Origin of the sequence: Microcoleus sp. N9_A1, assembly GCF_036701795.1 — a bacterium.
GTDB lineage: Bacteria > Cyanobacteriota > Cyanobacteriia > Cyanobacteriales > Microcoleaceae > Microcoleus.
The window spans coordinates 11,510-33,499 of record NZ_JAUBRI010000051.1; the positions used below are offsets into that span (position 1 = coordinate 11,510).

The following is a 21,990-nucleotide window of genomic DNA, read 5'->3' on the forward strand; positions in this document are numbered from 1 at the left end:
CCGGGTTTTTGACGATAATTCTTGGTTGCATCCCACCGATTCGGTAAAAAACCCGGTTTCTTGGGGCTTGATGCGTCAGGAGTGGTCAGAAACCGGGTTTTTGACGATAATTCTTGGTTGCATCCCACCGATTCGGTAAAAAACCCGGTTTCTTGGGGCTTGATGCGTCCAAGACTATTAGAATTGATCGCGATACTTCTTAGGAGTCAAACCGACGATTTTGCCGAAGGTTTTACTAAAGTGACTTTGGTCGTGAAACCCGACTTGCTGCGAGATATATGCTATAGAAAACTCTGGCTGTTTTAACAACAATTTGGCTTGATCAATCCGGCATTTTGTCACGTACTGATGCGGCGTAATTCCAGTAGATTGTTTGAACAAACGAGTGAAATAATAAGGACTCATCTGGACTAGATTAGCAAGTTCGCCTAAGTGCAAGTCTCGGTTGAGATAGTCATTGATGTAGTCAATAACTATCTGCAATTTGCTAGGATCGAGACCGCCTTCAAAATCTTGTAGCTTGGGTTTTTGTGCACAATAGTGGTGCAACACATGAAGTGAAAGGGCGTTTTTCAGTGCATCGACATAGAGAGTACCGTTTAATCCACCTGATTCGAGTTCGGTTTTGAGGGCCCAGCCAATGCCGAGAATCAACGGATCGCTGATTTTCCAGTGCGGTATAATTTCAATGAGGTTGGAATTGGTTGATTCGGCAACTGTATTGTCGAAGTCGGTAGGTTCAAAGGCGATCGCCATAAATTCCTGTTCTTCAACTGCGTATGACTGAAAATCAGTACCAGCAGCAGCGATGAACATCTCTCCACTTTGGCAGGGTTGGCTACCGTAGCGTTTCCCGTTCAGTGCTACTCCCCCGATAGCTGAAGAGAGTATCATGCCAATGCTGTGCTGTTGGAGAGAGTGTTCGGGAGATTCGTTTGGCGGCTGACGGTGATATTCGACATGAATCCCCTCCCAATTTGCGCCGTGACTAGATAGAATGGCCGGATGCGGTAGAATCGATTTCATCGCCTCTGTCTTGGCAAAATCAAGAATTAATGCTTTCTCTGAGGACATAGCTGGCACCTGCGGCAGTTGCTATTATTCTATATGTCTGAAGTTCCCGCAGTTATACAAAAAATACCCAGGACTTATGCCATATATTCTCGGTCTGTTGTCTAGCCTTCGCAATAAAATTTAATGGAAGTTGGTGAAACCTGCTCCTTGTATGGTGCGTCGCTGCTAGATGTTCGATGTGCACAGAAAGATTTATACCAAACGATGCACCCTAGGCTATCTCCTCCTCAATTTCCAGATCCACCGCTTCTAACTCAGCTTCCAACTGTTAAATACTAGGCAGACTCTCTTGCAACTTCTCCGGCAAAGCCTCCCGCAATTGATAAGTAGAAACTCCGATCGCCTTATTCATATCTCGCAAAGAATATTCGACAATTTTCTGCTTTTTATTCTTACATAAAATCATCCCAATAGTCTGCATATCGTCCCGGTGTTTCAGTAAATCATCCACAGCCGAAACGTAAAAACTCATCTTTCCCGAAAAATCGGGCTTAAACGCTTCCACCTTCAAGTCAATTATCACAAAACAACGCAAACGTAAATGATAAAACAATAAATCAAGATGAAAATCTTCCCCTTCAACCTCTAGATGATAGTGACTCCCCACAAAAGCAAACCCTACCCCCAATTCCAGCAAAAAATCGCGGATACGTTCGATCAAAGCCTTCTCTAAATCTCGCTCTTGGGCTGATTTCCCTAAACTGAGAAACTCAAAATTATAAGGGTCTTTAAATAACTGTTGAGCCAGTTCAGATTGCGGGCTTGGCAGAGTGCGAGAGAAATTAGTATCAGCTTTACCTTGCCGTCGATACCGCCCACTTTCTATCTGATGAACTAACACATTTCGACTCCATCCTTGCTCGATAGTTTGGCGAATGTACCACTCGCGCTCAACGCCATCTTTCACACTATCCAAAATGCGGAGATTATGGCCCCAAGGAATTTGTGCAACAACCTGTTGCACAAATTGCTCATCCGCGTAAGTTTCCGCAAAACTCCTCATATATTTAAGATTGCGAGATGAGAAACCCTTCATCTCTGGAAATGCTTTTTGCAAGTCAGCAGCCAAATTGTCTATAACTTTAGTTCCCCATCCTTGCTGCTGTTGTCGATTTAAAATGTCCTGTCCGATTTGCCAATAAAGCAACACTAATTCTCGGTTAACAGAAATTGCTGCCCGTACTTGAGCATTGCGGATGCGTTCTTTCAGTTCCCGCAGGAAAATATTATAATCTTCTGGAATTGATAAATTATCTACCATAGCCTAAACATCGTATATTTTCCCGAATCATCGGCTCTAATTTCGCACTTTAGTCCAAATCTCAAATTTCAAATTTAAAATCTAAAATCAAATGACGCCCGCTAAAGTTTCCCACCAGTACAAAAGCACTTTACAGGAAACCCGCGGGCGTCAAAATCAAGCAAGCTTAAATCTTAGAAAAGACCCAGCGTGAAAGATTTGTCGATCGGGAAAATAGCACCAATACCCAACCACAGAGTTACCGCAGTTCCCAACAGGAAAACAGTAGTAGCAACAGGGCGACGGAACGGATTTTGGAACTTGTTAACATTCTCGATGAACGGAATCAAAATCAAACCAAGGGGAACACCGGCCATGCAAGCAATACCCAACAATTTGTTAGGCAAAACGCGCAGGAGTTGGAACACAGGCCACAAATACCATTCCGGCAGAATTTCCAGCGGAGTAGCAAAAGGATTAGCAGGTTCGCCAACCAAAGCCGGGTCTAGTACGGCCAAACCGACGCACAGAGAAATCGTTCCCATGATGACTATAGGGAAAACGTAGAGCAAGTCATTGGGCCAAGCTGGTTCGCCGTAATAGTTGTGACCCATGCCCTTAGCGAGCTTAGCGCGGAGGTCTGGATCGCTCAAATCTGGTTTTTTGAGAATAGACATAGTAAGAGTGTTCTCCTTTTAGTTTTAGCCGGGCCTGGGATTCCGCTGTATTCGTTAGTCTGAATCAGCGGTGCGATCGCAGGAAGTATGGGCCGTAAATAAATATCTTGACATCCTCACCGACTATCAGGTGCGGTGATTCCTAAACCTCACAATTTAGGTTTCTGCTTCTTTGCAACTGCCTCCACCCTCAAGGAGTATTGGTCTTACGTTCGCTCCACAGACTATCCCCGCAAGCCCTGCGGTTCTTATGTGTCGAAAACCCCAAAAGGAATTCTTATGTATTGTTTTGATTCTAGGGATGTTTGCCATTGCCCTATCCTCTTTTCCCGGTCTACCGATTTGTCTGCGCCGCCAGTCAAACTGGACTTCGCCCGCCCGAGCTGTCTGAATCCATCGACGGACAGTGGGTCAGTGACCATCTAGATGCTAATACAAAGCCGTCCTAGAAGGACGGGGTTTCGTGCCCAATTTTTTGATGAGTGATGAATTCTGAATTTTCAACTCACAATTCAGCGGGGGGGGCAAAAAAAGTACCGCCCCCACAACTCAAAACTTACAACGGGCCAGAGATACCTTGCTTGCGAATCATCAAGAAGTGAGCCAGCATGAACACTACAATCAGCCAAGGCAACACAAAAGTGTGCAAGCTGTAGTAGCGAGTCAAAGTGCCTTGACCGACGCTGACACCGCCGCGCAGCAGTTCAACCATCAAAGAGCCGACAAACGGGATGGCTTCGGGGACACCGGAAACGATTTTAACTGCCCAGTAACCGATTTGATCCCAAGGCAGCGAATAGCCGGTCACGCCGAAAGAAACAGTGATGACTGCCAAGATTACTCCTGTCACCCAGGTTAACTCGCGGGGCTTTTTGAAGCCGCCGGTCAGGTAAACCCGGAAGGTGTGCAAAATCATCATCAGTACCATCATGCTGGCAGACCAGCGGTGGATGGAGCGGATCAGCCAGCCGAAGTTGACTTCATTCATCAGGTATTGCACTGAAGAAAAAGCTTCTGCTACCGTGGGACGGTAATAGAAAGTCATGGCGAAGCCGGTGGCAAACTGGATCAGAAAGCAAACTAAAGTAATTCCGCCCAAGCAGTAGAAAATATTGACGTGCGGGGGTACATACTTTGTAGTGATGTCATCGGCGAGCGCCTGAATTTCCAGGCGTTCCTCAAACCACTGGTAGGTTTTTGAGTCGGTGATTTGTTTAGAAAACATGGAGCCAGAATTCCTAAAAGAATATTGCTGTGGTTGAGGTTCAGGGCAGCAGCCACAAGGTTTTTTGTCGCCCCGCGCCGAGCAGCTTGCTTTTACTAGCAAATGCCTGAGGCTATTTTTTAAATTTGGAGCTGACGAAAGGAACTCTATTGTGCGATCGCCTGCAAGCCCTGGGAAACTAAGCGGTGGCTTGTCCCTACTCGCTGGCGTTGCCCGATCGAATTCCAGACTGTGATAAAAAATGTAACATAATTGCTGTGCAAATTTCACGCGAGCGAAGCTTTTGCCGAGTCTCAAATACCATGTTCTGCAAGCTCAACATCCGCCCCAAGCTGGCATACAGCCAAGAGCCGAGCTCAGTACCAAAGTCCGAGCCTGCCACCGGGTCGCTGGGGCGTAAATTTTAATATTTATGATAAAACTTCACTCATTTTGCGATTAAATGTTACATTTAACTAATTTTTTGTTCCCGGCGGACGTTTGACGAATGCCGAATCCCTTGGGGAGAGTTGAATGCCCAACAGCTTAAAAGCTTACAAACTTAAAATACAGGAGATGCAATACTTGCCTATCTTTTACAGAAAAATCATGCACAGACGAGTTTTCCAGATTGCTATTGTACTTTTCCTCCAAGTCGCCCTAGTTCTATGCCCCTGGGCCGGGCCTGCGGCGGCGCTGACTCCTGAACAGCAGCTATTGAGCGAAGCTTGGCGAATTGTCAATCGCTCTTATGTGGACGACAGCTTCAACTCTAAAAACTGGTGGTCGATTCGCGAAAAAGCTGTCAAGCAACCGCTTAACGACAGACAGCAGACTTACACGGCGATTCAGGGGATGCTGGCGAATCTCGACGACCCGTTCACTCGACTGCTGAAACCCGAACAGTACCGCAGCCTGCAGGTCAACACTTCGGGAGAATTGACGGGAGTTGGGCTGCAAATTGCGATCGACCCCCAGACAAATACCCTGACAGTGGTGGCTCCTTTGTCCGGCTCACCGGCAGATAAAGCTGGCATCCAACCCCTGGATCGCATTCTGAAAATTGATGGCACTCCTACCTCAGAATTGAGCCTAGACGAGGCAGCAACTCGAATGCGCGGCCGCATAGGTACTCCTGTTACCTTGACCTTGGGGCGCGAAGGAAGGGACGTTGCTGAGGAAATTGAGCTACTGCGCGATCGCATTGCTCTGAATCCGGTTTACGCCGAATTGCAGTCGGGGTCGGAAAATTTGCCGGTGGGCTACATTCGCCTGAGTCAATTCAGCGCTAACGCCACTGAGGAAGTCGCTCACGCGATCGACCGCTTGGAAAAACAAGGAGCAGCCGCCTACATTCTCGACCTACGAAACAACCCGGGCGGACTGTTGCAAGCAGGAATTGAAATTGCCCGCTTGTGGCTCGATTCCGGGACGATCGTCTACACGGTGAACAGACAAGGCATTCTCGGCAGTTTTGAAGCCTCTGGACAAGCCCTAACTAACGATGCACTGATTGTTTTGGTTAACAAGGGAACTGCCAGTGCTAGCGAAATTTTGGCGGGTGCGCTGCAAGATAACGGCAGAGCTCAACTGGTAGGAGAAAAGACTTTTGGCAAAGGACTGATTCAGTCGCTGTTTGATTTGTCTGACGGTTCCGGGTTAGCCGTGACTGTTGCTAAGTACGAGACACCGAACCATAAAGATATTAACAAGCTGGGGATTGCGCCCGATCGCGTAGTGCCTTTGGAACCCATCGCGCGCGATCAGATTGGCACTGCAGCAGACTTGCAATATCAAGCTGCACTGCAACTACTTAAAGAAAAAACCGTGCTGGCAAAGTCAGTATAAGGCGGAGTTTGAAGTTTTGAGATTGCAACAGGTGACAATACGCAGGTCTGTCTGTCTCTGCGTTTCGTTCCCCAGGACAGACAAGAATCATCCTAAAAACTCTTTAAGTCAAAAGTGATATCACGTCCGACAGATTCATCTGTCATTGTTCGCTGTGCGAAGCAATGACATAAAAGAATGATGCACATCGGACGTGATATCAAAACCCAAAACAGCCGTTCCCTTAAGGTTGCGGGGCTGATTCCTCGGCGTCGGGAACCTCGGCTTCTTGCAAAATCACCGGACGCTGCTGCGGGTCAGCTTGGTTGCTTTGCTCTTGCATCACAGTTTTAGCCAGACTAGGGTCAAAGTAGCGGTTAAAGTCCGATCGCGACTGATTTACTCGCCCTTGGGTAAGATTGACTTCAGCTTGGATTTCGTGCAATTTTTCTTGCACCGCCCGGTAGTGAGGCCAAAGCTGAAGCAAAGCAGAAGTGGCACAGACTGAAAGTACCATGTTGACTGCCAACTTGACGCCTGTTTCGGCCGCGAGGGTTTGGTGAGGGTAGGAACGCTGGCGGCTGCTGCTGCGACGAGGAGTAACCCGAGGGGAGTTTTTTACAGGACGCAGTGGGGTAACGGTGGGTTGAATCGCTTGCATAATTTTTTTTCAAATACCTGAGACTGACGTTTTAGAGTTCAAAAGAGCAAATTCTGAGCTTAACGCACACTCGCCGCTGTTTGTCAGGGTGCTGACACCCAAAATTGTTGAGACAAAGGTGACGCGTGAAGACGGAATTTCCCCATAAAAATGCCTGCCCTTGCAGTCTCGTCTTGCTGAACACAAACAATCTACTGCACTGCAGCAGCAATTGTCTGTATCTGTAAAGCGAGAGATTTAACTGGTCAGGCAGGCGTTTTGCGGTTCGCAACTGGTGTCTGGAAACTATTTGTACAGTTCAGTTGACAGCCGGAAAGCCAAGATTCCGGGAATCAAAGCAATTACGAGCGCTACGTAGACTTGGGTATCTGTTAAAGACATATTCGCAAAACTCCTTTTCGCGGGCACGAGCTTTCACCAATTTGAGACAAATTGGCACTTTTGGGAATCATTTGTTACAACTTGCAACACAAATGGTGCGTCCGGGGAGGAGTGGCCTAGTGGCGCAGTGGCGCAGTGGCGCAGTTTGTGAGTGTCGGAGGGGGAGAATTTTTCCTTGTTTCCTGGGACTGCTTGCTTCGGACGTTGTTCGGACGATCGCCTCCCACAGAATTACCGCGTTAGGTTAAGATTTAAGTGAAGGTGACACTAATGTTAGACAGAGCGGGTAATTTGCGCTGCGCTCGACCCTTGCCATTTTTAGGTGCACAAAATAGTTAATGCTAGATCAATTTCTCGACGCTTCACCCAATTTTGGAGTTGACGGCTTTTTATTATTGTTGGTTTTGGTGGCTTTGGAAGCTGTACTTTCGGCTGACAACGCGATCGCCCTGGCGTCTATTTCTAAAGGTTTGGAAGATGCCAAGGATCAGCAAAAAGCTCTCAACTTGGGTTTGATAATTGCTTTTGTTCTGCGGATCGCCCTAATTTTAACGGCTACTTGGGTGATCCAATACTGGCAGTTTGAGCTGCTGGGTGCTCTTTACCTGCTGTGGCTTGTTTTCCAACATTTTACTTCAGAGACAGACTCTGAAGGAGAACATCACGGGCCCAGATTTGCGACTGTGTGGCAAGCAATTCCCATGATTGCTTTTACGGATTTAGCGTTTTCATTGGATAGCGTTACTACTGCGATCGCTGTTTCTGATAACACTTTTATCGTCGTAACAGGCGCTACTATTGGAATTATTGCCCTGCGATTCATGGCCGGGTTGTTCATCCGCTGGCTGGATGAATTCGTTCACCTAGAAAGTGCTGGTTACATCACAGTTGGGTTCGTGGGAATGCGGTTGTTGGTGAAAGTAATTGATCCAGATTTAGTTCCTCCGCAATGGCTGCTAATTTCCAGTATCGTCTTGATGTTTGTGTGGGGATTTTCTAAGCGCACTCCAGAGCCAGTCGAGATTGCAAAATCTCTAGAAATGGCTCTGAATCAGCCGGATTCAGAAGTTGCTGTGCGAGAATCGCAAGGACAGAAGTCCGAAAATTAACATACTTTCATTTGAATAAAATTAGCTTAAATCTGTCAAACCAACAAGATTGAAGGCTGGTCAAAATGTGCAAAAGCCTTTCATCCCGATGACTTTAGTCCGGGGATGAAAGGCTTTTATTTTGTAATATTGTTTCCTTCACTAGCCGATCGAACTTATGGGAGTACAATTGGGCCTATGGGAAGGCAGTTATCAAAATCAGACTCAGCAATGGTTAGACTGGTGGGATAGCGAGGGGAATTTGTTGCTGAGGGGGTTGGTGGCATATTGGCGATCGATGCGGATCTGATTTGAGCCTTGCTGGTGGCTCTATTTTTTGAGGAGAGGGAAAGAGGGCGATCAATGAGAAGGAGTTGCGGGCGATCGCATTCACCTGTCGGGGAAAAATTTAACCTTCCTGTTGAGTGGCTGCAAATAACCTTTTCTACATAGGGCAACGGTTTTAGATTCTTTTTGGGAGATGTCTATTAGGAATTAGCAATTAGCTATGGCTTAGGCTTACCGACAAAGAAAGCTAAGGGAGAATTATCACCACAAGATAACCGAACTTTAGAACCAATGGGAAAAACATTTCCTGTGGTTGTGAGTGCATATAACTTTTCGCCAGAAGGAGTTTTTAAACAATAACGATTTTCTCTACCTAAAAATTGGCGATCGCAAATCACAACAGGCGAATCTTCATCTAAAAACAAACTTAAATCTTCCTGCCGGATCATCAATTCTCCTTGAGTAGAAACATCACAGGGAACTTGTGAACCTAAATCTCCTTTAACAGGAAAACAACCTGCTTCTGTTTCCCAAAAATCCTGCTTCAGCGATGCAGAAACAAAATTAGCTTGCGTCACAAACTCAGCCACAAATCGAGATGCTGGTTCTTGATAAACTTCCTCTGGAGTGCCAAACTGTTCTAATTGACCTTGACGCATCACCGCTACCCAATCTGAAATCGAAAGTGCTTCTTCGCGATCGTGGGTGACAAATACACCAGAGGTTCCCGTTGCTTTGAGAATCTCGCGGACTTCCTGACGCAATCTTAACCGTACTTGTACATCTAAATTACTCAATGGTTCATCTAGTAAAATAATCGCAGGTCTAGGCGCTAACGCACGGGCCAGCGCCACTCGCTGTTGCTGACCCCCGGATAATTCATGGGGATAACGGTTTTCCAATCCTTCTAATCCCACCAACGCTAATGCTTCGGTGACACCTTTCTGAATATTATGCTTTGACTCTTTTCCTTGATGCGTCAAGCCAAAAGCTACATTTTTCGCGACTGTCAAATGGGGGAAGAGTGCATAGTCTTGAAACACCATACCAATGTCTCGCTGTTCCGGCGCGACTGACATATTAACACTGGCTACAGTTTTTCCTGCTAGAGCGATCGTCCCTGCTTGTAGCTGTTCAAAACCAGCAATTAACCGCAGCAACGTTGTTTTCCCACAACCCGATGGCCCCAACAACCCCAGTATATCTCCCTGATGTAAAGTCAGGGTGACAGATGCCACCGCAGGTGATGCTGCTTGGGCATACTGTTTTGTTACACCATCCAAATGCAGAATTATCGGTCGAGCCATTATTGCTATAAATAATCAACAATTTACTATTCTACAATATACCAGCTTAGTGAGATAAATTCTTATAAAGACTTGACAAATGTTTACACCTACTGATAAACTAGCAAGCTAGACTTTTTACTAGCAATGAAAAATTCCCAAAAATCACTACACCAAACAGGAATCAGGACAATCCAATGGCTATCGACCTTACGCGGTTTATCCGCTAGTGGGTGGACGATCGCGATTATCGCTTTAGCATTGCCGATCGCCATACCAGTCATCAGTGTCTTATCCAGTATCTTTTTTGAAGCTAAAGATACATGGCAACATTTAACCGATACAGTTTTAACTCGTTATATCGTCAACTCTTTATTGTTAATGATCGGTGTAGGCTTTGGTGTTGTCGTGATTGGCGTAGGATGTGCGTGGCTAGTAACAATGTGTCGCTTTCGGGCCAGTCGCGTATTTGAATGGGCATTACTGTTACCCTTAGCGGCTCCAGCTTATGTGCTAGCTTATACCTATACAGACTTTTTAGAATTTTCCGGCCCAGTTCAAACTGCTTTGCGTTATATTTTTGGCTGGAGTTATGGAGACTATTGGTTTCCTAACGTGCGATCGCTCCCTGGAGCAATATTAATGCTAATCTTAGTTTTATATCCCTACGTCTACCTATTAACAAGAGTTGCATTTTTGGAGCAATCCACTTGTACCCTAGAAGCTAGTAGAATACTGGGCTGTAGTCCTTGGCGGAGTTTTATTACAGTTGCCTTACCAATGGCAAGACCCGCAATTGTAGCAGGTTTAGCACTGGCTTTGATGGAAACTCTCAACGATTATGGCACTGTTCAGTATTTTGGAGTTGATACCTTCACCACAGGTATTTATCGGACTTGGTTTGGCATGGGAGAACGAATTGCAGCCAATCAATTAGCTGCCCTGCTATTATTATTTGTTCTCGGTTTAATCTTGCTAGAACGCTGGTCTCGCAGTCGGACTAAATATTATCAAGCTAGCAGCCGCTATCGCCAACTACAAACTTATCAACTGAAAGGAATTAGGGAAATCTTAGCGGTAATTGCTTGTTTTATGCCGCTGTTTTTTGGTTTTTTATTGCCAGCGGGTCTTTTAGTAAAGTTGACCTTAGCTAATTGGCAACTCACTTTAGATGAACGCTTTTGGACTTTTGCCCGTCATAGTTTAATTTTGGCAACCCTGACAGCAATTTTAGCCGTAGTTATTGCCTTGATTATGGCTTATGGTTTACGGTTATATCCTAATTTAGGAGTGCAGTTAGGAACTCGCATTGCGGCAATGGGCTATGCTGTACCTGGTTCTGTGATTGCAGTGGGGATTATGGTTCCCATTGGAAAAATTGACAATCTATTTGATAGTTGGATGCGTGAAAACTTTGGAATTTCTACAGGCTTGTTGTTAAGTGGTACGATCGCAGCTTTGGTATTTGCTTATATAGTTCGCTTCCTTGCTGTTTCTTTAAATGCGGTGGAGTCAAGTTTGGGCAAAATTAAGCCTAATTTAGATGATGCGGCGAGAAGTTTGGGTTATAGCCCGATGCAAACTTTAGTTACAGTTCATACACCAATGATGACGGGAGGTCTACTAACTGCCATGATGTTAGTATTCGTTGATGTAATGAAAGAGTTACCTGCTACTATAATTATTAGACCGTTTAACTTTGATACCTTGGCTGTGCGAACTTATCAACTTGCCTCAGATGAGCGCTTGGCTGAAGCTTCTGGCCCAGCATTGGCAATTGTTTTAGTGGGGATGTTACCGGTTATTTTATTAAGTTGGAAAATTGCACGATCGCGCAATTCTTCAACAGAGTTAACAGTTAACAGTTAACAGTTAACAGTCAACAGTTAACAGTCAACAGTCAACAGTTAACAGTCAACAGTTAACAGTTAACATTATTCCTTTGAAAATCAAGATGATTAATAAAAAATTAGCAATGTTTACCCGCACTACTGGCACAATCTCTTTCTTACTACTTAGTGTTTTTGTCACGTTTGGATGCCAAAAACAGGCGACAAGCCCCCTCGAAACATTGCAAAAAACTAAGCAATGTCCAGAATGCGATCTGAGTGGCGCTAAGTTAAGCAACCTGGATTTAACAAGCGCTAATCTCAATGGTGCTAAGTTGGAAGGTGCAGCGCTAGAAAATGTCAAACTTAATGAAGCCTTACTCGATAGCGTCAATCTCAAAGGTGCAAATTTAAAAGGTGCTTCTCTGGAAAAAGCAGGTTTATCTGCCGCCGATCTCACAAATGCTGATTTGAGTAATGCAAATCTTAAGGGGGCTTTTTTGCGAGGGGCAAAACTGAATAATGCCAATCTTAGTAATGCCGATTTAAGTGAAACTGACTTAAATAGTGCTGATTTGACAGGGGCAAACCTGACAGGGGCAAACCTGAAAGGCGCTATAATGCCGGATGGTAAAATTAAAAATTAAAGTTGGTTGGATTCGGCGGTTGAAACCGCCGAATCACAAAGAGTAGCTTCTTGTTCAAAAAGCCTCTATTTCCATCCGGCGCGATCGGCAATCTTTAAAGCTTCTGGGTTATTTTTCCCAAACACATCAGGGTTGAGAGGGTCAGATTTGAATGTACCAAAACTGGCAACCACTGGATCGATCGCCACATTTGAAATCACAGGGTATTCGTAATTACCCCTAGCAAAAATTTGTTGCGCTTCGCGACTGGCTAAGTGTTCCAAGAATTTGATCGCGCCTGCTTTGTTACGCGAGGTTTTGACTACACCGGCACCACAAATATTGACGTGAGTACCTCGATCGCGCTGGTTCGGGAAAAATACACCTACTTTCGCCGCGATCGCCTGTTCTGCGGGATCTTTCGATTTCATTAAGCGAGCTACATAATAGGTATTAACCAGGGCAATATCGCCTACCCCAGCAGCAACCGCCTTGATTTGCGCCGTATCATTTCCCTCTGGAGGACGTGCAAAATTAGCCACCAATCCTCGCGCCCAAGCTTCTGTTTTTTGAGCTCCATGAACCGCTAACATAGCCCCAACCAGAGACTGATTATAGATATTAGTGGACGATCGCACTAAAATTTTGCCTTTCCACCGAGGTTCTGTCAGCGCCTCATAGGTTGACAACTGGGCAGGGTTCACCTTGCTTTTGTTATAAACAATCACCCGTGCCCGGCGCGATAGACCAAACCAGAAACCTTGAGGATCTCGCAAACTTGCTGGAATTGCCGATGTCAGCACTGTTGAAGAAACAGGTTGCAGAATACCTGCTTGTTTTGCCCGCCACAAACGCCCACCATCCACCGTGATGAAAACATCAGCGGGGCTATTTGCACCTTCACTTTTGATCCGTTCAATTAGTTGGTCAGCATCCGCTTCAACGAGGTTAACCTTGATCCCAGTTTTTTTGGTGAAGCTTTGGTACAACTCATTATCAGTGTCGTAGTGACGTGCTGAATAAAGGTTGAGAGTGCCGGTTTGGGCTGCGACAGGGGCTTTTTTGGTTAGTTCCCCCACTGCCACGACAGCCATTGCTGTACCGCTGGCAAGAAAAATACGCCGAGAAATGCTCATTGTTCTATAATGATAGATTTTTTCATCTGGTAATTGACACGATGGTGCATCCACAGCCATCTATCGTCATTGCTTTACTATATTAATGCAAGTAATTCTTATTTGATGATCAAGATCGTAACTATTTTAGGGCTGACGCACTCGTGGTCAGAAATCCGGTCTCGATTTCGCTCAACCGGCATTTTTTTTACCGCCATGTATCAACTGCCGGAATTCTCGACCAGGCTCAACAGCCACCAAGACGTAGGCTAGCTGTGCACACCCTACAGTTAGTAAGTTGCACACTGCTAGCCCTACTAGACCTCTTGCATAAGTCCTTTTAATCAAATTTTCGGACGTTGCTCCGAGCAACGTCCCACAAGAAAAAAAAATTGTGGGATGGGATTCTAGCCCATCCTAATTATTTTTGCAAGAGCCCTACTGATTATTTGTGTCGAATTAGCTCGTAAATTTCCACATAGTCTTTAGCTGGATATTTCCACGAATTGTCACAATTCATGCCTTGAAGCATGAGTTTTTCAAATTCATCATGATAGTCATACCACAATCCGATCGCGCGATCGATCGCCGACTCTAAAGCGTAGTAGTCGCTTGCGTAAAACACGTAACCGTTGCGCTCTTCGGGGGTGTGGCTGGTGCCGTAATCGCGATCGAACACAGTATTCACCAAACCGCCAACTCCCCGCACCACAGGCACAGTACCGTACCTCAACCCGATCATCTGAGTCAGCCCGCAGGGTTCGTAATTACTGGGAACCACAATCATATCCGCACCCGCGTAAATTAAGTGCGAGAGTTCCTCATTAAAACCTAGTTCCAAATGGCAGTCTGGATTATCATTTAAAAACTGTTTTTCGTGCTGAAAATGAGCGTTAATTCCCGCTTCCGTCGCCGAACCCAAAAGCACGAATTGCGCGCCCTTACTCAGAGAGTAATAAATTGCGTGGTGGAGGAGATGAACGCCTTTTTGGTCGTCCAAACGACCGATAAAGGTAATAATAGGCTTGTCAGCATCGCGCAGGAAAAGCCGATCGCGCAAAGCTTTTTTAGTTTTGGCTTTTCCTGCCAAATTCTCCTCAGTATAGTGGTGCGGAATATAGCGATCGCTCTCGGGATTCCACACATCGTAATCAATGCCGTTGAGCACCCCGCGAAACTTCTCTTGATATAAATGCAAAGTGTGGCCCAAACCGTAGCCGAACTCGCCGACGTGAGCTTCCCAAGCGTGGTGTGGCGAAACCGTCGTCACAAAGTTCGAGTACACAATGCCGCCTTTCATAAAGTTGAGGGCAAAAGGGTTAAAATTATCTCGCAGGCGATCGTACTCAAAATAATAATCATCTCGATTCAAACCCGTTGCTTGCAAAATATCGCTACCGCCCATGCCTTGATGTTTGAAATTGTGAATGGTATAGCAGACTCGCTGATTTTCCATCCAATTGTATTTGTAAATTTCAAACAGCATGACTGGAATCAAACCAGTTTGCCAATCGTGACAGTGAATCACATCGGGACGCTTGTTGCTTCTGAGCAAAAATTCCAAAGCAGCTTTGCTGAAAAATGCAAACCGCATATTGTCATCATTGCAACCGTAATAACAGCCGCGGTTAAAAAAGTTATCTTGCGATCGAGGTTCAATGAAAAAACACAACACCCCGTGCACCCAGCCGCAGTAGACATCGCATAAGATTTCGCCGCCGTACCAGGGCACAGCCAGATCCCGATAGGCTTCGTGAAGTCCCCAAATGTGGTCATACCTCATGCAGTCGTACTTCGGTAGAATAATCTCGACGCAGTGGCCGGAATTCTCTAACTCCCGACTCAAACCGTAAACTACGTCGCCCAAACCCCCTGCTTTGATGACGGGGGCGCACTCCGAGGCAATTTGTACAATGTACATTTTTTTTTCTCGCTCCTGGATGAATCAAAAAATATTTTCTTAACTTGACAAAGTATATGATTTCTACGCAGATAAGCAAGTCCGCCATTGGGAATACAGGGAAAATAGGCGCAGCTAGCAGAAGTTGAGAGCGATTCGGGCCGGACTGTTGCTTAAAATACAGTTACGGACACGGCACTGCCGTGTCCGTGATGTGCCAAAGTGTAATCAATGACCTGTTTGTGCAGATTTTACAAACATCAAACTAATTTGTCAAATCCATTCTTTTTCATCGAGGTAATCTTCTGTCGCTATAGCAATCCTAAATCATTTGTGAATTTCTTACTCCCTCCCCTTGATAAGGGGAGGGTTGGGGTGGGGTAAAAAGTTTACGACTCCTGCAAGGATTGCTATATGAAACAACTCAACCCAAACCCATCCCATCATTTTCACATACTAACAATTTACCTTTCCCCTGATAAAACCAAACATAACCCTCCCCACCGCCTTTACCAAAATGACCTAATTTTCGATAATCTTCTTCAATCCCCTTGGTAAATCCTTTAACCAAATCGCAATCAGCTATCAACGTTTCACCTTGCTTGAGTTCGACAATCTTAGCCGGTGAACTTGTAGCTGCTAAAACAGTAGCTTTTTGCTCGCGCAAAGCTGTAACAGCAATTCTCCACCTACCGTCATTAGAAGCAGCCACTTGCCGGAATTTTAGTTTTTTTGCACCGATAACTACATTGTCCGAACAAAACTGAAATATACCATCATCAAACTCCCACTGCTCCGCATCCAAAAGCTCGATCGGCGTATAATGCAGGAAATGCCCTTTTTGTCTCGGTTCCAGTTTCACCGTACCAGTCCCTTGATATACGGGAGCGTTGTAGTCCATTTCCGTTGTCAAAGATACCCACATATCTTTTAAACGGTTATCCGTTTTATAAACACCGGAAGTCAATTTCCCCATACACCAATGCAGCGCACCTTTTTGAATTATCACTCCCGAATTGTTCAAGTTAATTTCCGCTTGCTGAACGAGGGGAATATTCTTAGTGGGATGGTAAAACTTATTGGTTTCAGGATTAATGTTATTTTGGATGTACCACAAATCCGTTGGTTCCAAAACCTTGATTTCGTATTTCATAATTTACCTCGCTTATTTACTTAAAATGTGTTAAAGATTTGACACATGATTTGGGGCGGCCGCGCTCCCGGACTTATCTGGTGAAATTTATCTTTTGCAGACATCCTCTGCTACTGTTAAAGTATCTAGCTATCTTAGCAATAGCAGACAGCGCCCCTCCACAATTGTTGAGAAAAATTTATGCCTGCGATCGCACAATCTCCAAATTTACCCATTTTACAAGAAATCAACTCAGGATTGCCCAACATTTGCGGTTCCGAAGCAGAAATCAGTGCCGCAGTCAACAGCAATGAAGCAGTCTTTTTACCTAGGACAAATCTGCGCCTCGAAAACATTCAAGCCGGATTCGCCTGCGCCCTCCATATGCACCAACCCACAATTCCTGCAGGTGCAAACGGCGAACTTATCTGCAATTTGCAGAATATGTTTGAAAATCCTAATCAAGGAGACAACCACAATGCCGGAGTGTTTGCGTGGTGCTATTCCCGCATGGGAGAATTTATTCCCCAACTGATTGCCGAAGGCTGCAACCCGCGAATTATGCTCGACTATTCGGGCAACTTATTGTGGGGATTGCGCCAAATGGGGCGGGACGATATCTTTGATAATCTCAAGCGCATCACCTGCGATCCTCAATATCAACCTCACGTAGAATGGCTGGGGACAATGTGGAGTCACGCCGTCATTCCCTCAACTCCAATTCCCGACATCAAACTCCAAATTCAAGCGTGGCAACATCATTTTGCGGCAATTTTTGGCTTGGACGCCCTGAAGCGGGTTAAAGGTTTTTCACCCCCAGAAATGCACTTCCCCAATCACCCAGATACACTTTACGAATACATCAAAGCTTTGAAAGAATGCGGCTACCGCTGGCTGATGGTGCAGGAACATTCTGTAGAAAATCTCGACGGTTCGGGATTGTCTCAAGACCAAAAATATATTCCCAACCGTTTAGTTGCCCGCAATTGTCACGGCGAAACAATCAGCATCACGACTTTGATTAAAACTCAAGGTTCCGATACAAAGTTGGTCGGTCAAATGCAGCCTTATTACGAAGCAAAAGGACGTAATAAACAGCAAATTGGGAATATCACAATTCCTTCTTTAGTCACTCAGATTGCCGACGGCGAAAATGGCGGCGTGATGATGAATGAATTCCCCAGCGCCTTTGTCAAAGCTTGGCACGAAAACCGCGAACAAGGCGGGGGAAAATCCGGCGTTGTCGGTTTAAACGGCACTGAATATTTGGAGATAATTGAAGCGGCGGGTGTTAATCCTGAGGATTATCCTGTTTGTCAGGGGATTAACCAGCACAAAATCTGGCAGCTAGTCGATCCTGATAGTGCGACACCGGAAAAAGTCGAAAGTGCGATCGCGCAACTCAAGCAAACCGACCATAATTTTCACATGGATGGTGCTTCTTGGACTAACGATTTGAGTTGGGTGAAAGGCTACGAAAACGTCTTGGAACCGATGAATCAACTCAGCGCCGCATTTCACCAAAAGTACGATCGGCTGGTGCAGCAAGATGCGACCGTTACCAAGCAGTTTGAATACCAGCAAGCTTTGCTTTACAATTTGTTGGTGCAAACAAGCTGTTTCCGCTATTGGGGACAGGGAACTTGGACTGATTACGCGCGGGAACTTTACAATCGCGGCGCTGCTTTAATGAAATAGGAAAAGTTGGTAATTGCGATCGGGCAACTAGCTGCGGATCGGGACACCCCACAGCCTTTCGTCGTGTCAACTTAAGACTAAAATTCTCGTATCTGTCGCTTGTGGGCGAGTAATGACCGGGTGACAACTCCGTCACGACTCGCCCACAAAATACAATCGCGATAGAGATTGAGAGTTAGCTACGCCCTTGTATCCAATCCTTAATGGCTTCGCGCATTGTGTCGCTCAGGGTTTTGCCTCCGCTGGTGGCGTATTTTTCTAGTTGTGCCTTCTCCACTGGAGTCAGATAAACTGTGATTGATGCAGTCCGTTTGGTGGTGGCGTTATGAGATTCCGGTTGAGGGTTGACTGAGTAGGATTCTAGGTCAAAAAGAGTTAGCTGAGAATAGGAATTGTTCATGGTTGTTTGATAGTTCGATATTTGGCTTATGTCACCAGTGTGATCTGCTGTTTGAAGTTTGCAAAGTTGTAAGTGTTCAACTGGTTGAACGTGCAACGGTTGAACAAGAGTTGAACAAAATTGCGAGGGGATTCTGAAGTGCCAAGACCTAAAAAAAACAAACAAGCGGGAGACGCATTTAAAAACTTATTGAAAGAAAAAGGCTTCTCGCAGCGTAGGCTGGCGAAAGAAACTGGTTTAGACGGGGGTTTGATTAGTAAGATTGCAACTGGAGAGACTGCCGAACCTAAAACAACAACGCTTGAAAAAGTAGCGAGTGTATTAGGAGTTGATTTAACTGAATTAATTAAAATATTTACTCAGCCTACTGTGCGATCGCACTCGTCGCTGCCAGCAGAAAATTTACTATTACCACAAGCAGATATTGAAGCAAAAGCAGCTTTCGAGAGTCCAGAGTTTCTGAGTAGCGATTGTGCGATCGCATCCTCTCCTTCAGAGGATATAGAGGCGCTGGTGCAGAAGGTACGGTCACATTTCAACGAAACGATCCAAGACGAGTATGCAAACTTATGCACATTCAACCCGCGATTTAATAGACCTATGCGGCTGGGGAAGCTCAGCACTATGTACGTTCAGACCGAGCTTAATGAATCCGACGATTATGATTCGAGTGGGTTCAGTCAGGAACGGCAATCATGGAAAAAGGTAGTGTTAGAAAAGCCCCAGTTAATGGTCTTGGGTAAACCGGGAGCAGGTAAAACTACATTACTACATTACATTGCGCTTCATTGTGATGAAATCGAGTTTAACCCCAAGTTAGTACCTGTTTTTATCAGTCTGAAAACTTTGGCTGAAAATGTCAAGCATCCCGATGAAATTGATATATTACGCTATATTCAAAAAGAATACTGCGGTAGTAATATTTCAGAACAAGAAATTAAGTATTTACTCGATCGCGGCAGGATATTATTATTGCTCGATGGTTTAGACGAAGTTTCCGACGAAAAAGTTGGTACATTAATCGAAAAAATTAATAGCTTAATTCCTCGGCTTGTAGACAAGCGATTTATAGTTAGTTGTCGCAAAGAGTCTCGGGCGTATATCTCTAACAAACTTTTTAAGTTTTTTTTATGTAAAGTTGCGAATTTTGAAGAACAGCAAATAACTGAATTTATTAATAATTGGTTTTCTCAGAGTCGTGTAGGTACTTCACAAGAGAGAGAAGCTTTAGCAAATAAATTAGATACAAAGTTGAAAGACCAACAAAATAAACGCATCCGAGAGTTAGCTGATACGCCACTTTTGCTGCATCTGATTTGCTTAATTTTTCAAGAAAATCGTGATTTACCATCGAAAAAAGTTGATATTTACAAACAAGGAATAAATCTGCTGCTAGAGAAATGGAATCAATTCAATTACCGTACTCAGGTAAATGTAGAAGAGTTGAGAAAAGCTTTAAGAGGAATAGCGGCTATTACATTTGAAAATGGTAAGTCTTTTTTTGAAGAAGGGGAAGTTTTGCGGTCTATTGATCATTGTCCCATTAAGTTATCTGACATTGAAGTTTCATCGGGGTTATTGGTGAATAAAGGAGGGACATATATGCTTTTTCCCATCAAACTTTTCAAGAATATTTAGCGGCCGAGGAATTGCTAAGCTCTCAACAGGGTTGTCCGCAACTTGTCCTTCACATAACTGAATCACGTTGGCGAGAGATATTTTTGCAGGCTCTTGAGATGTTGTCCGCAGCAGATAGCTTATTGCAACTAATGAAGCAACAAGTTGATATGCTCATAATTACTGATAAAAAACTCTAGGAATTTCTCAAGTGGGTAAGTAAGAAATCGAATTCAGTTAATGTCTCTTACAAACCAGCAGCCGTTCGTCTTTTTTACCTTACCCGCGCTCGCGCTATTGCTATCGCCAGTGACCCAGACTGTGCTGGCAGCGCTATTGGTAGCCTTATTGAGGTTACTACCACTAACACTATTGCCACTGGCTTAGATATTGATATCAACACCAAAACTGACATAGATATTGCTATTGACTATATAAGTGCTCTTGCTATTAGTAGAACAATTGCTACTAATACAGCGATTAATAATAATATTAATCCTAATCTTATTCTCAATGCTATCACTAGAACTCTCGACGATCTCCTCAAAGAAAATACTAATTCTGAGTTTAATGAAACAATTGAACAATTGAAAAATTACTTACCTGTTTCAAATAGAGATATATTTAGGGAATGGTGGCCAAATAATGGTTTAGAGTGGACTAAAAACTTAAGAGATGTGATAATTCATTATCGTAATATTGGTCAGGATTGGCAGTTCACAGAAGCGCAAAAAAAATTGCTTGTTCAGTATTATCAGGCTAATAAATTTTTGATGGAATGCCTAAACAGTGGTTGTAACGTCTCACCTGCAGTCCGATCGCACATCGAAGACAACCTATTTTTACCCCTTGATTCCTCGCTCCCCTAGAAAAAACAGGGGAAAAGATGCTCAAGCTGAACGGGATTGTCACTCCGTCAGAGTTGAGTCTCTATTTCCCCATGCCCGATGCCCAATTCCCCATTACCAAATCCTACATTTCCTGCATCAACCGCAAATAATTTTGCCGCATCTGCGTCATATTTTCCATCATTCTATTAGCCATATCTTTCTCAACATCGCTCATTTGCTGCCAAAATAAGGCCGATCGCCTGGCCATGATTGCTTCTTCCCACAGCATCTCCAACAGTTGCGCCGCCATCGGATTTTCAGCATCTATAATCCCGCACAATTGCTCGAAAGCTCGGTTAGCTTCGGCGTGACTCCCAACATCCTGAACGAGTGTCAGGCATTTCTTGAGTTGTACGATCGGATTTTCAGAAGAGTAAGCCATAATTTCACTAAGATAAGCGACAAAATTTACACTGATACCTTTGACATTACTAGAGTTGTGACATAGCCGTAGAGTTCCCTACATACCAGCGCCAAGGCAAATCAATTCCTTGAGAAATCCCGATCCGCGTAGTTTGCACAAAATTTATTGTACCCTCCTCCACAGCTTGCTGAAAGTGCTCGCTCCGGTGTTCCAAGCGCAGCGGTTGGCCTGCACCCAAGGGAAAACCGCTTAAAGTTCGATCGATATCCAGTACCTTACACAGTTTCCCAGGCCCGGCGGCGAGGCGCGATCGCTTCTTCTCGGGAATTCCAGCGAATTCTTTGGGAACCGCATCTAGCTGCAAAGCTCGAATCAGCACAGCACTAGCAACTCCCTCTGCATCCGTCACCACGTTAAAACAGTGATACATCCCGTAGATTAGGTAAACGTAGCTCATACCCGCAGGCCCGAACATCACCTCATTGCGAGAAGTGCGCTGTCGGTAAGCGTGACAAGCGGGATCTCCCGGGCCGTAAGCTTCGGTTTCGACAATCATTCCCCGAATTGTCTCGCCGTCAGGAAACTGCCGCACCAGAGTACAGCCCAGCAAATCTGGCGCTACGCTGGTAGATGGCCGCGCCAGCCAAAAAGATTCTACAATCTGAGTATTTGCACTCACTCAACAACAGCAGG

Annotated in this window: 20 protein-coding genes and 1 pseudogene; 8 read left to right on the forward strand and 13 right to left on the reverse strand. The window is 44.9% G+C overall.

Annotated elements, in window-relative coordinates; all coding sequences use genetic code 11:
- Nucleotides 1-177 precede the first annotated feature (177 nt).
- The 4 genes from QUA58_RS21480 to petB all read right to left on the reverse strand — a co-directional run bounded on the left by QUA58_RS21480 (nucleotide 178) and on the right by petB (nucleotide 4,216).
- Nucleotides 178-1,074, reverse strand: a complete 897-nt coding sequence (locus tag QUA58_RS21480) for an AraC family transcriptional regulator (protein ID WP_333395834.1) — start codon at nucleotides 1,072-1,074, stop codon at nucleotides 178-180.
- A 268-nt stretch (nucleotides 1,075-1,342) separates the two neighbouring features.
- A complete protein-coding gene (locus QUA58_RS21485; protein WP_333251741.1) occupies nucleotides 1,343-2,335 on the reverse strand; it encodes a PDDEXK nuclease domain-containing protein in 993 nt (330 codons plus the stop codon).
- A 173-nt stretch (nucleotides 2,336-2,508) separates the two neighbouring features.
- Nucleotides 2,509-2,991: a cytochrome b6-f complex subunit IV gene (petD, locus tag QUA58_RS21490; RefSeq protein ID WP_333251740.1), complete on the reverse strand. Its 483-nt coding sequence runs from the start codon at nucleotides 2,989-2,991 to the stop codon at nucleotides 2,509-2,511.
- A 556-nt stretch (nucleotides 2,992-3,547) separates the two neighbouring features.
- Nucleotides 3,548-4,216, reverse strand: coding sequence for a cytochrome b6 (gene petB, locus QUA58_RS21495; RefSeq protein WP_172190423.1), 669 nt, complete (start codon nucleotides 4,214-4,216; stop codon nucleotides 3,548-3,550).
- 588 nt (nucleotides 4,217-4,804) lie between these two features.
- On the opposite strand from petB, the gene ctpA reads away from it, so the two are divergent.
- Nucleotides 4,805-6,043, forward strand: a complete 1,239-nt coding sequence (gene ctpA, locus QUA58_RS21500; RefSeq protein ID WP_333251739.1) for a carboxyl-terminal processing protease CtpA — start codon at nucleotides 4,805-4,807, stop codon at nucleotides 6,041-6,043.
- Nucleotides 6,044-6,266: 223 nt separating this feature from the next.
- On the opposite strand, the gene QUA58_RS21505 is transcribed toward ctpA, so the two are convergent.
- On the reverse strand, nucleotides 6,267-6,683 hold the full coding sequence (locus QUA58_RS21505; RefSeq protein WP_333251738.1) for a slr1601 family putative cell division protein: 417 nt from the start codon (nucleotides 6,681-6,683) through the stop codon (nucleotides 6,267-6,269).
- A gap of 285 nt (nucleotides 6,684-6,968) precedes the next feature.
- The gene (psaM, locus tag QUA58_RS21510; protein WP_015174804.1) at nucleotides 6,969-7,064 is read right to left on the reverse strand and encodes a photosystem I reaction center subunit XII; all 96 of its coding nucleotides are present in this window, start codon (nucleotides 7,062-7,064) and stop codon (nucleotides 6,969-6,971) included.
- A gap of 338 nt (nucleotides 7,065-7,402) precedes the next feature.
- On the opposite strand from psaM, the gene QUA58_RS21515 reads away from it, so the two are divergent.
- Both QUA58_RS21515 and QUA58_RS21520 read left to right on the forward strand, forming a co-directional pair.
- The gene (locus QUA58_RS21515; protein ID WP_333251737.1) at nucleotides 7,403-8,173 is read left to right on the forward strand and encodes a TerC family protein; all 771 of its coding nucleotides are present in this window, start codon (nucleotides 7,403-7,405) and stop codon (nucleotides 8,171-8,173) included.
- 145 nt (nucleotides 8,174-8,318) lie between these two features.
- A pseudogene (locus QUA58_RS21520) lies at nucleotides 8,319-8,429 on the forward strand (Uma2 family endonuclease); the annotation flags it as partial.
- 229 nt (nucleotides 8,430-8,658) lie between these two features.
- Here QUA58_RS21520 and QUA58_RS21525 read toward each other — a convergent pair.
- Nucleotides 8,659-9,747 (reverse strand): ABC transporter ATP-binding protein, encoded by a 1,089-nt coding sequence (locus QUA58_RS21525; protein WP_333395836.1) that lies wholly within the window; start codon nucleotides 9,745-9,747, stop codon nucleotides 8,659-8,661.
- Nucleotides 9,748-9,873: 126 nt separating this feature from the next.
- Here QUA58_RS21525 and QUA58_RS21530 point away from each other — a divergent pair, with 126 nt between their 5' ends.
- Nucleotides 9,874-11,595 (forward strand): iron ABC transporter permease, encoded by a 1,722-nt coding sequence (locus QUA58_RS21530; RefSeq protein WP_333251735.1) that lies wholly within the window; start codon nucleotides 9,874-9,876, stop codon nucleotides 11,593-11,595.
- A gap of 85 nt (nucleotides 11,596-11,680) precedes the next feature.
- Complete coding sequence (locus tag QUA58_RS21535; protein ID WP_333251734.1) at nucleotides 11,681-12,202, forward strand: pentapeptide repeat-containing protein; 522 nt, start codon at nucleotides 11,681-11,683, stop codon at nucleotides 12,200-12,202.
- A gap of 65 nt (nucleotides 12,203-12,267) precedes the next feature.
- Here the strand turns inward: QUA58_RS21535 and QUA58_RS21540 are convergent, their stop codons facing one another.
- The 3 genes from QUA58_RS21540 to QUA58_RS21550 form a co-directional block, all read right to left on the reverse strand.
- Nucleotides 12,268-13,317 (reverse strand): Fe(3+) ABC transporter substrate-binding protein, encoded by a 1,050-nt coding sequence (locus QUA58_RS21540; RefSeq protein WP_333251733.1) that lies wholly within the window; start codon nucleotides 13,315-13,317, stop codon nucleotides 12,268-12,270.
- Between the two features lie 424 nt (nucleotides 13,318-13,741).
- Nucleotides 13,742-15,217 (reverse strand): glycogen synthase GlgA, encoded by a 1,476-nt coding sequence (gene glgA / locus QUA58_RS21545; RefSeq protein ID WP_333395837.1) that lies wholly within the window; start codon nucleotides 15,215-15,217, stop codon nucleotides 13,742-13,744.
- Between the two features lie 403 nt (nucleotides 15,218-15,620).
- A complete protein-coding gene (locus tag QUA58_RS21550) occupies nucleotides 15,621-16,349 on the reverse strand; it encodes an AIM24 family protein (RefSeq protein WP_333395839.1) in 729 nt (242 codons plus the stop codon).
- 180 nt (nucleotides 16,350-16,529) lie between these two features.
- Between QUA58_RS21550 and QUA58_RS21555 the strand changes: the two genes are divergently transcribed.
- Entirely contained in the window at nucleotides 16,530-18,026 is a 1,497-nt protein-coding gene (locus tag QUA58_RS21555) for a glycosyl hydrolase family 57 (protein WP_333395842.1), read from the forward strand.
- Between the two features lie 175 nt (nucleotides 18,027-18,201).
- On the opposite strand, the gene QUA58_RS21560 is transcribed toward QUA58_RS21555, so the two are convergent.
- Nucleotides 18,202-18,426 carry a hypothetical protein gene (locus QUA58_RS21560; protein ID WP_333395844.1) on the reverse strand — a complete coding sequence of 75 codons (225 nt, stop codon included), beginning with the start codon at nucleotides 18,424-18,426 and terminating at the stop codon, nucleotides 18,202-18,204.
- 138 nt (nucleotides 18,427-18,564) lie between these two features.
- On the opposite strand from QUA58_RS21560, the gene QUA58_RS21565 reads away from it, so the two are divergent.
- Both QUA58_RS21565 and QUA58_RS31615 read left to right on the forward strand, forming a co-directional pair.
- On the forward strand, nucleotides 18,565-20,064 hold the full coding sequence (locus QUA58_RS21565; protein WP_333395846.1) for an NACHT domain-containing protein: 1,500 nt from the start codon (nucleotides 18,565-18,567) through the stop codon (nucleotides 20,062-20,064).
- A 557-nt stretch (nucleotides 20,065-20,621) separates the two neighbouring features.
- Nucleotides 20,622-20,912, forward strand: coding sequence for an NACHT C-terminal helical domain 2-containing protein (locus QUA58_RS31615; protein WP_445301892.1), 291 nt, complete (start codon nucleotides 20,622-20,624; stop codon nucleotides 20,910-20,912).
- A gap of 103 nt (nucleotides 20,913-21,015) precedes the next feature.
- Here the strand turns inward: QUA58_RS31615 and QUA58_RS21570 are convergent, their stop codons facing one another.
- Nucleotides 21,016-21,315, reverse strand: a complete 300-nt coding sequence (locus QUA58_RS21570) for a hypothetical protein (RefSeq protein WP_333251729.1) — start codon at nucleotides 21,313-21,315, stop codon at nucleotides 21,016-21,018.
- A 49-nt stretch (nucleotides 21,316-21,364) separates the two neighbouring features.
- A complete protein-coding gene (locus tag QUA58_RS21575; protein WP_333395849.1) occupies nucleotides 21,365-21,976 on the reverse strand; it encodes a DNA-3-methyladenine glycosylase in 612 nt (203 codons plus the stop codon).
- Between the last annotated feature and the right edge of the window lie 14 nt (nucleotides 21,977-21,990).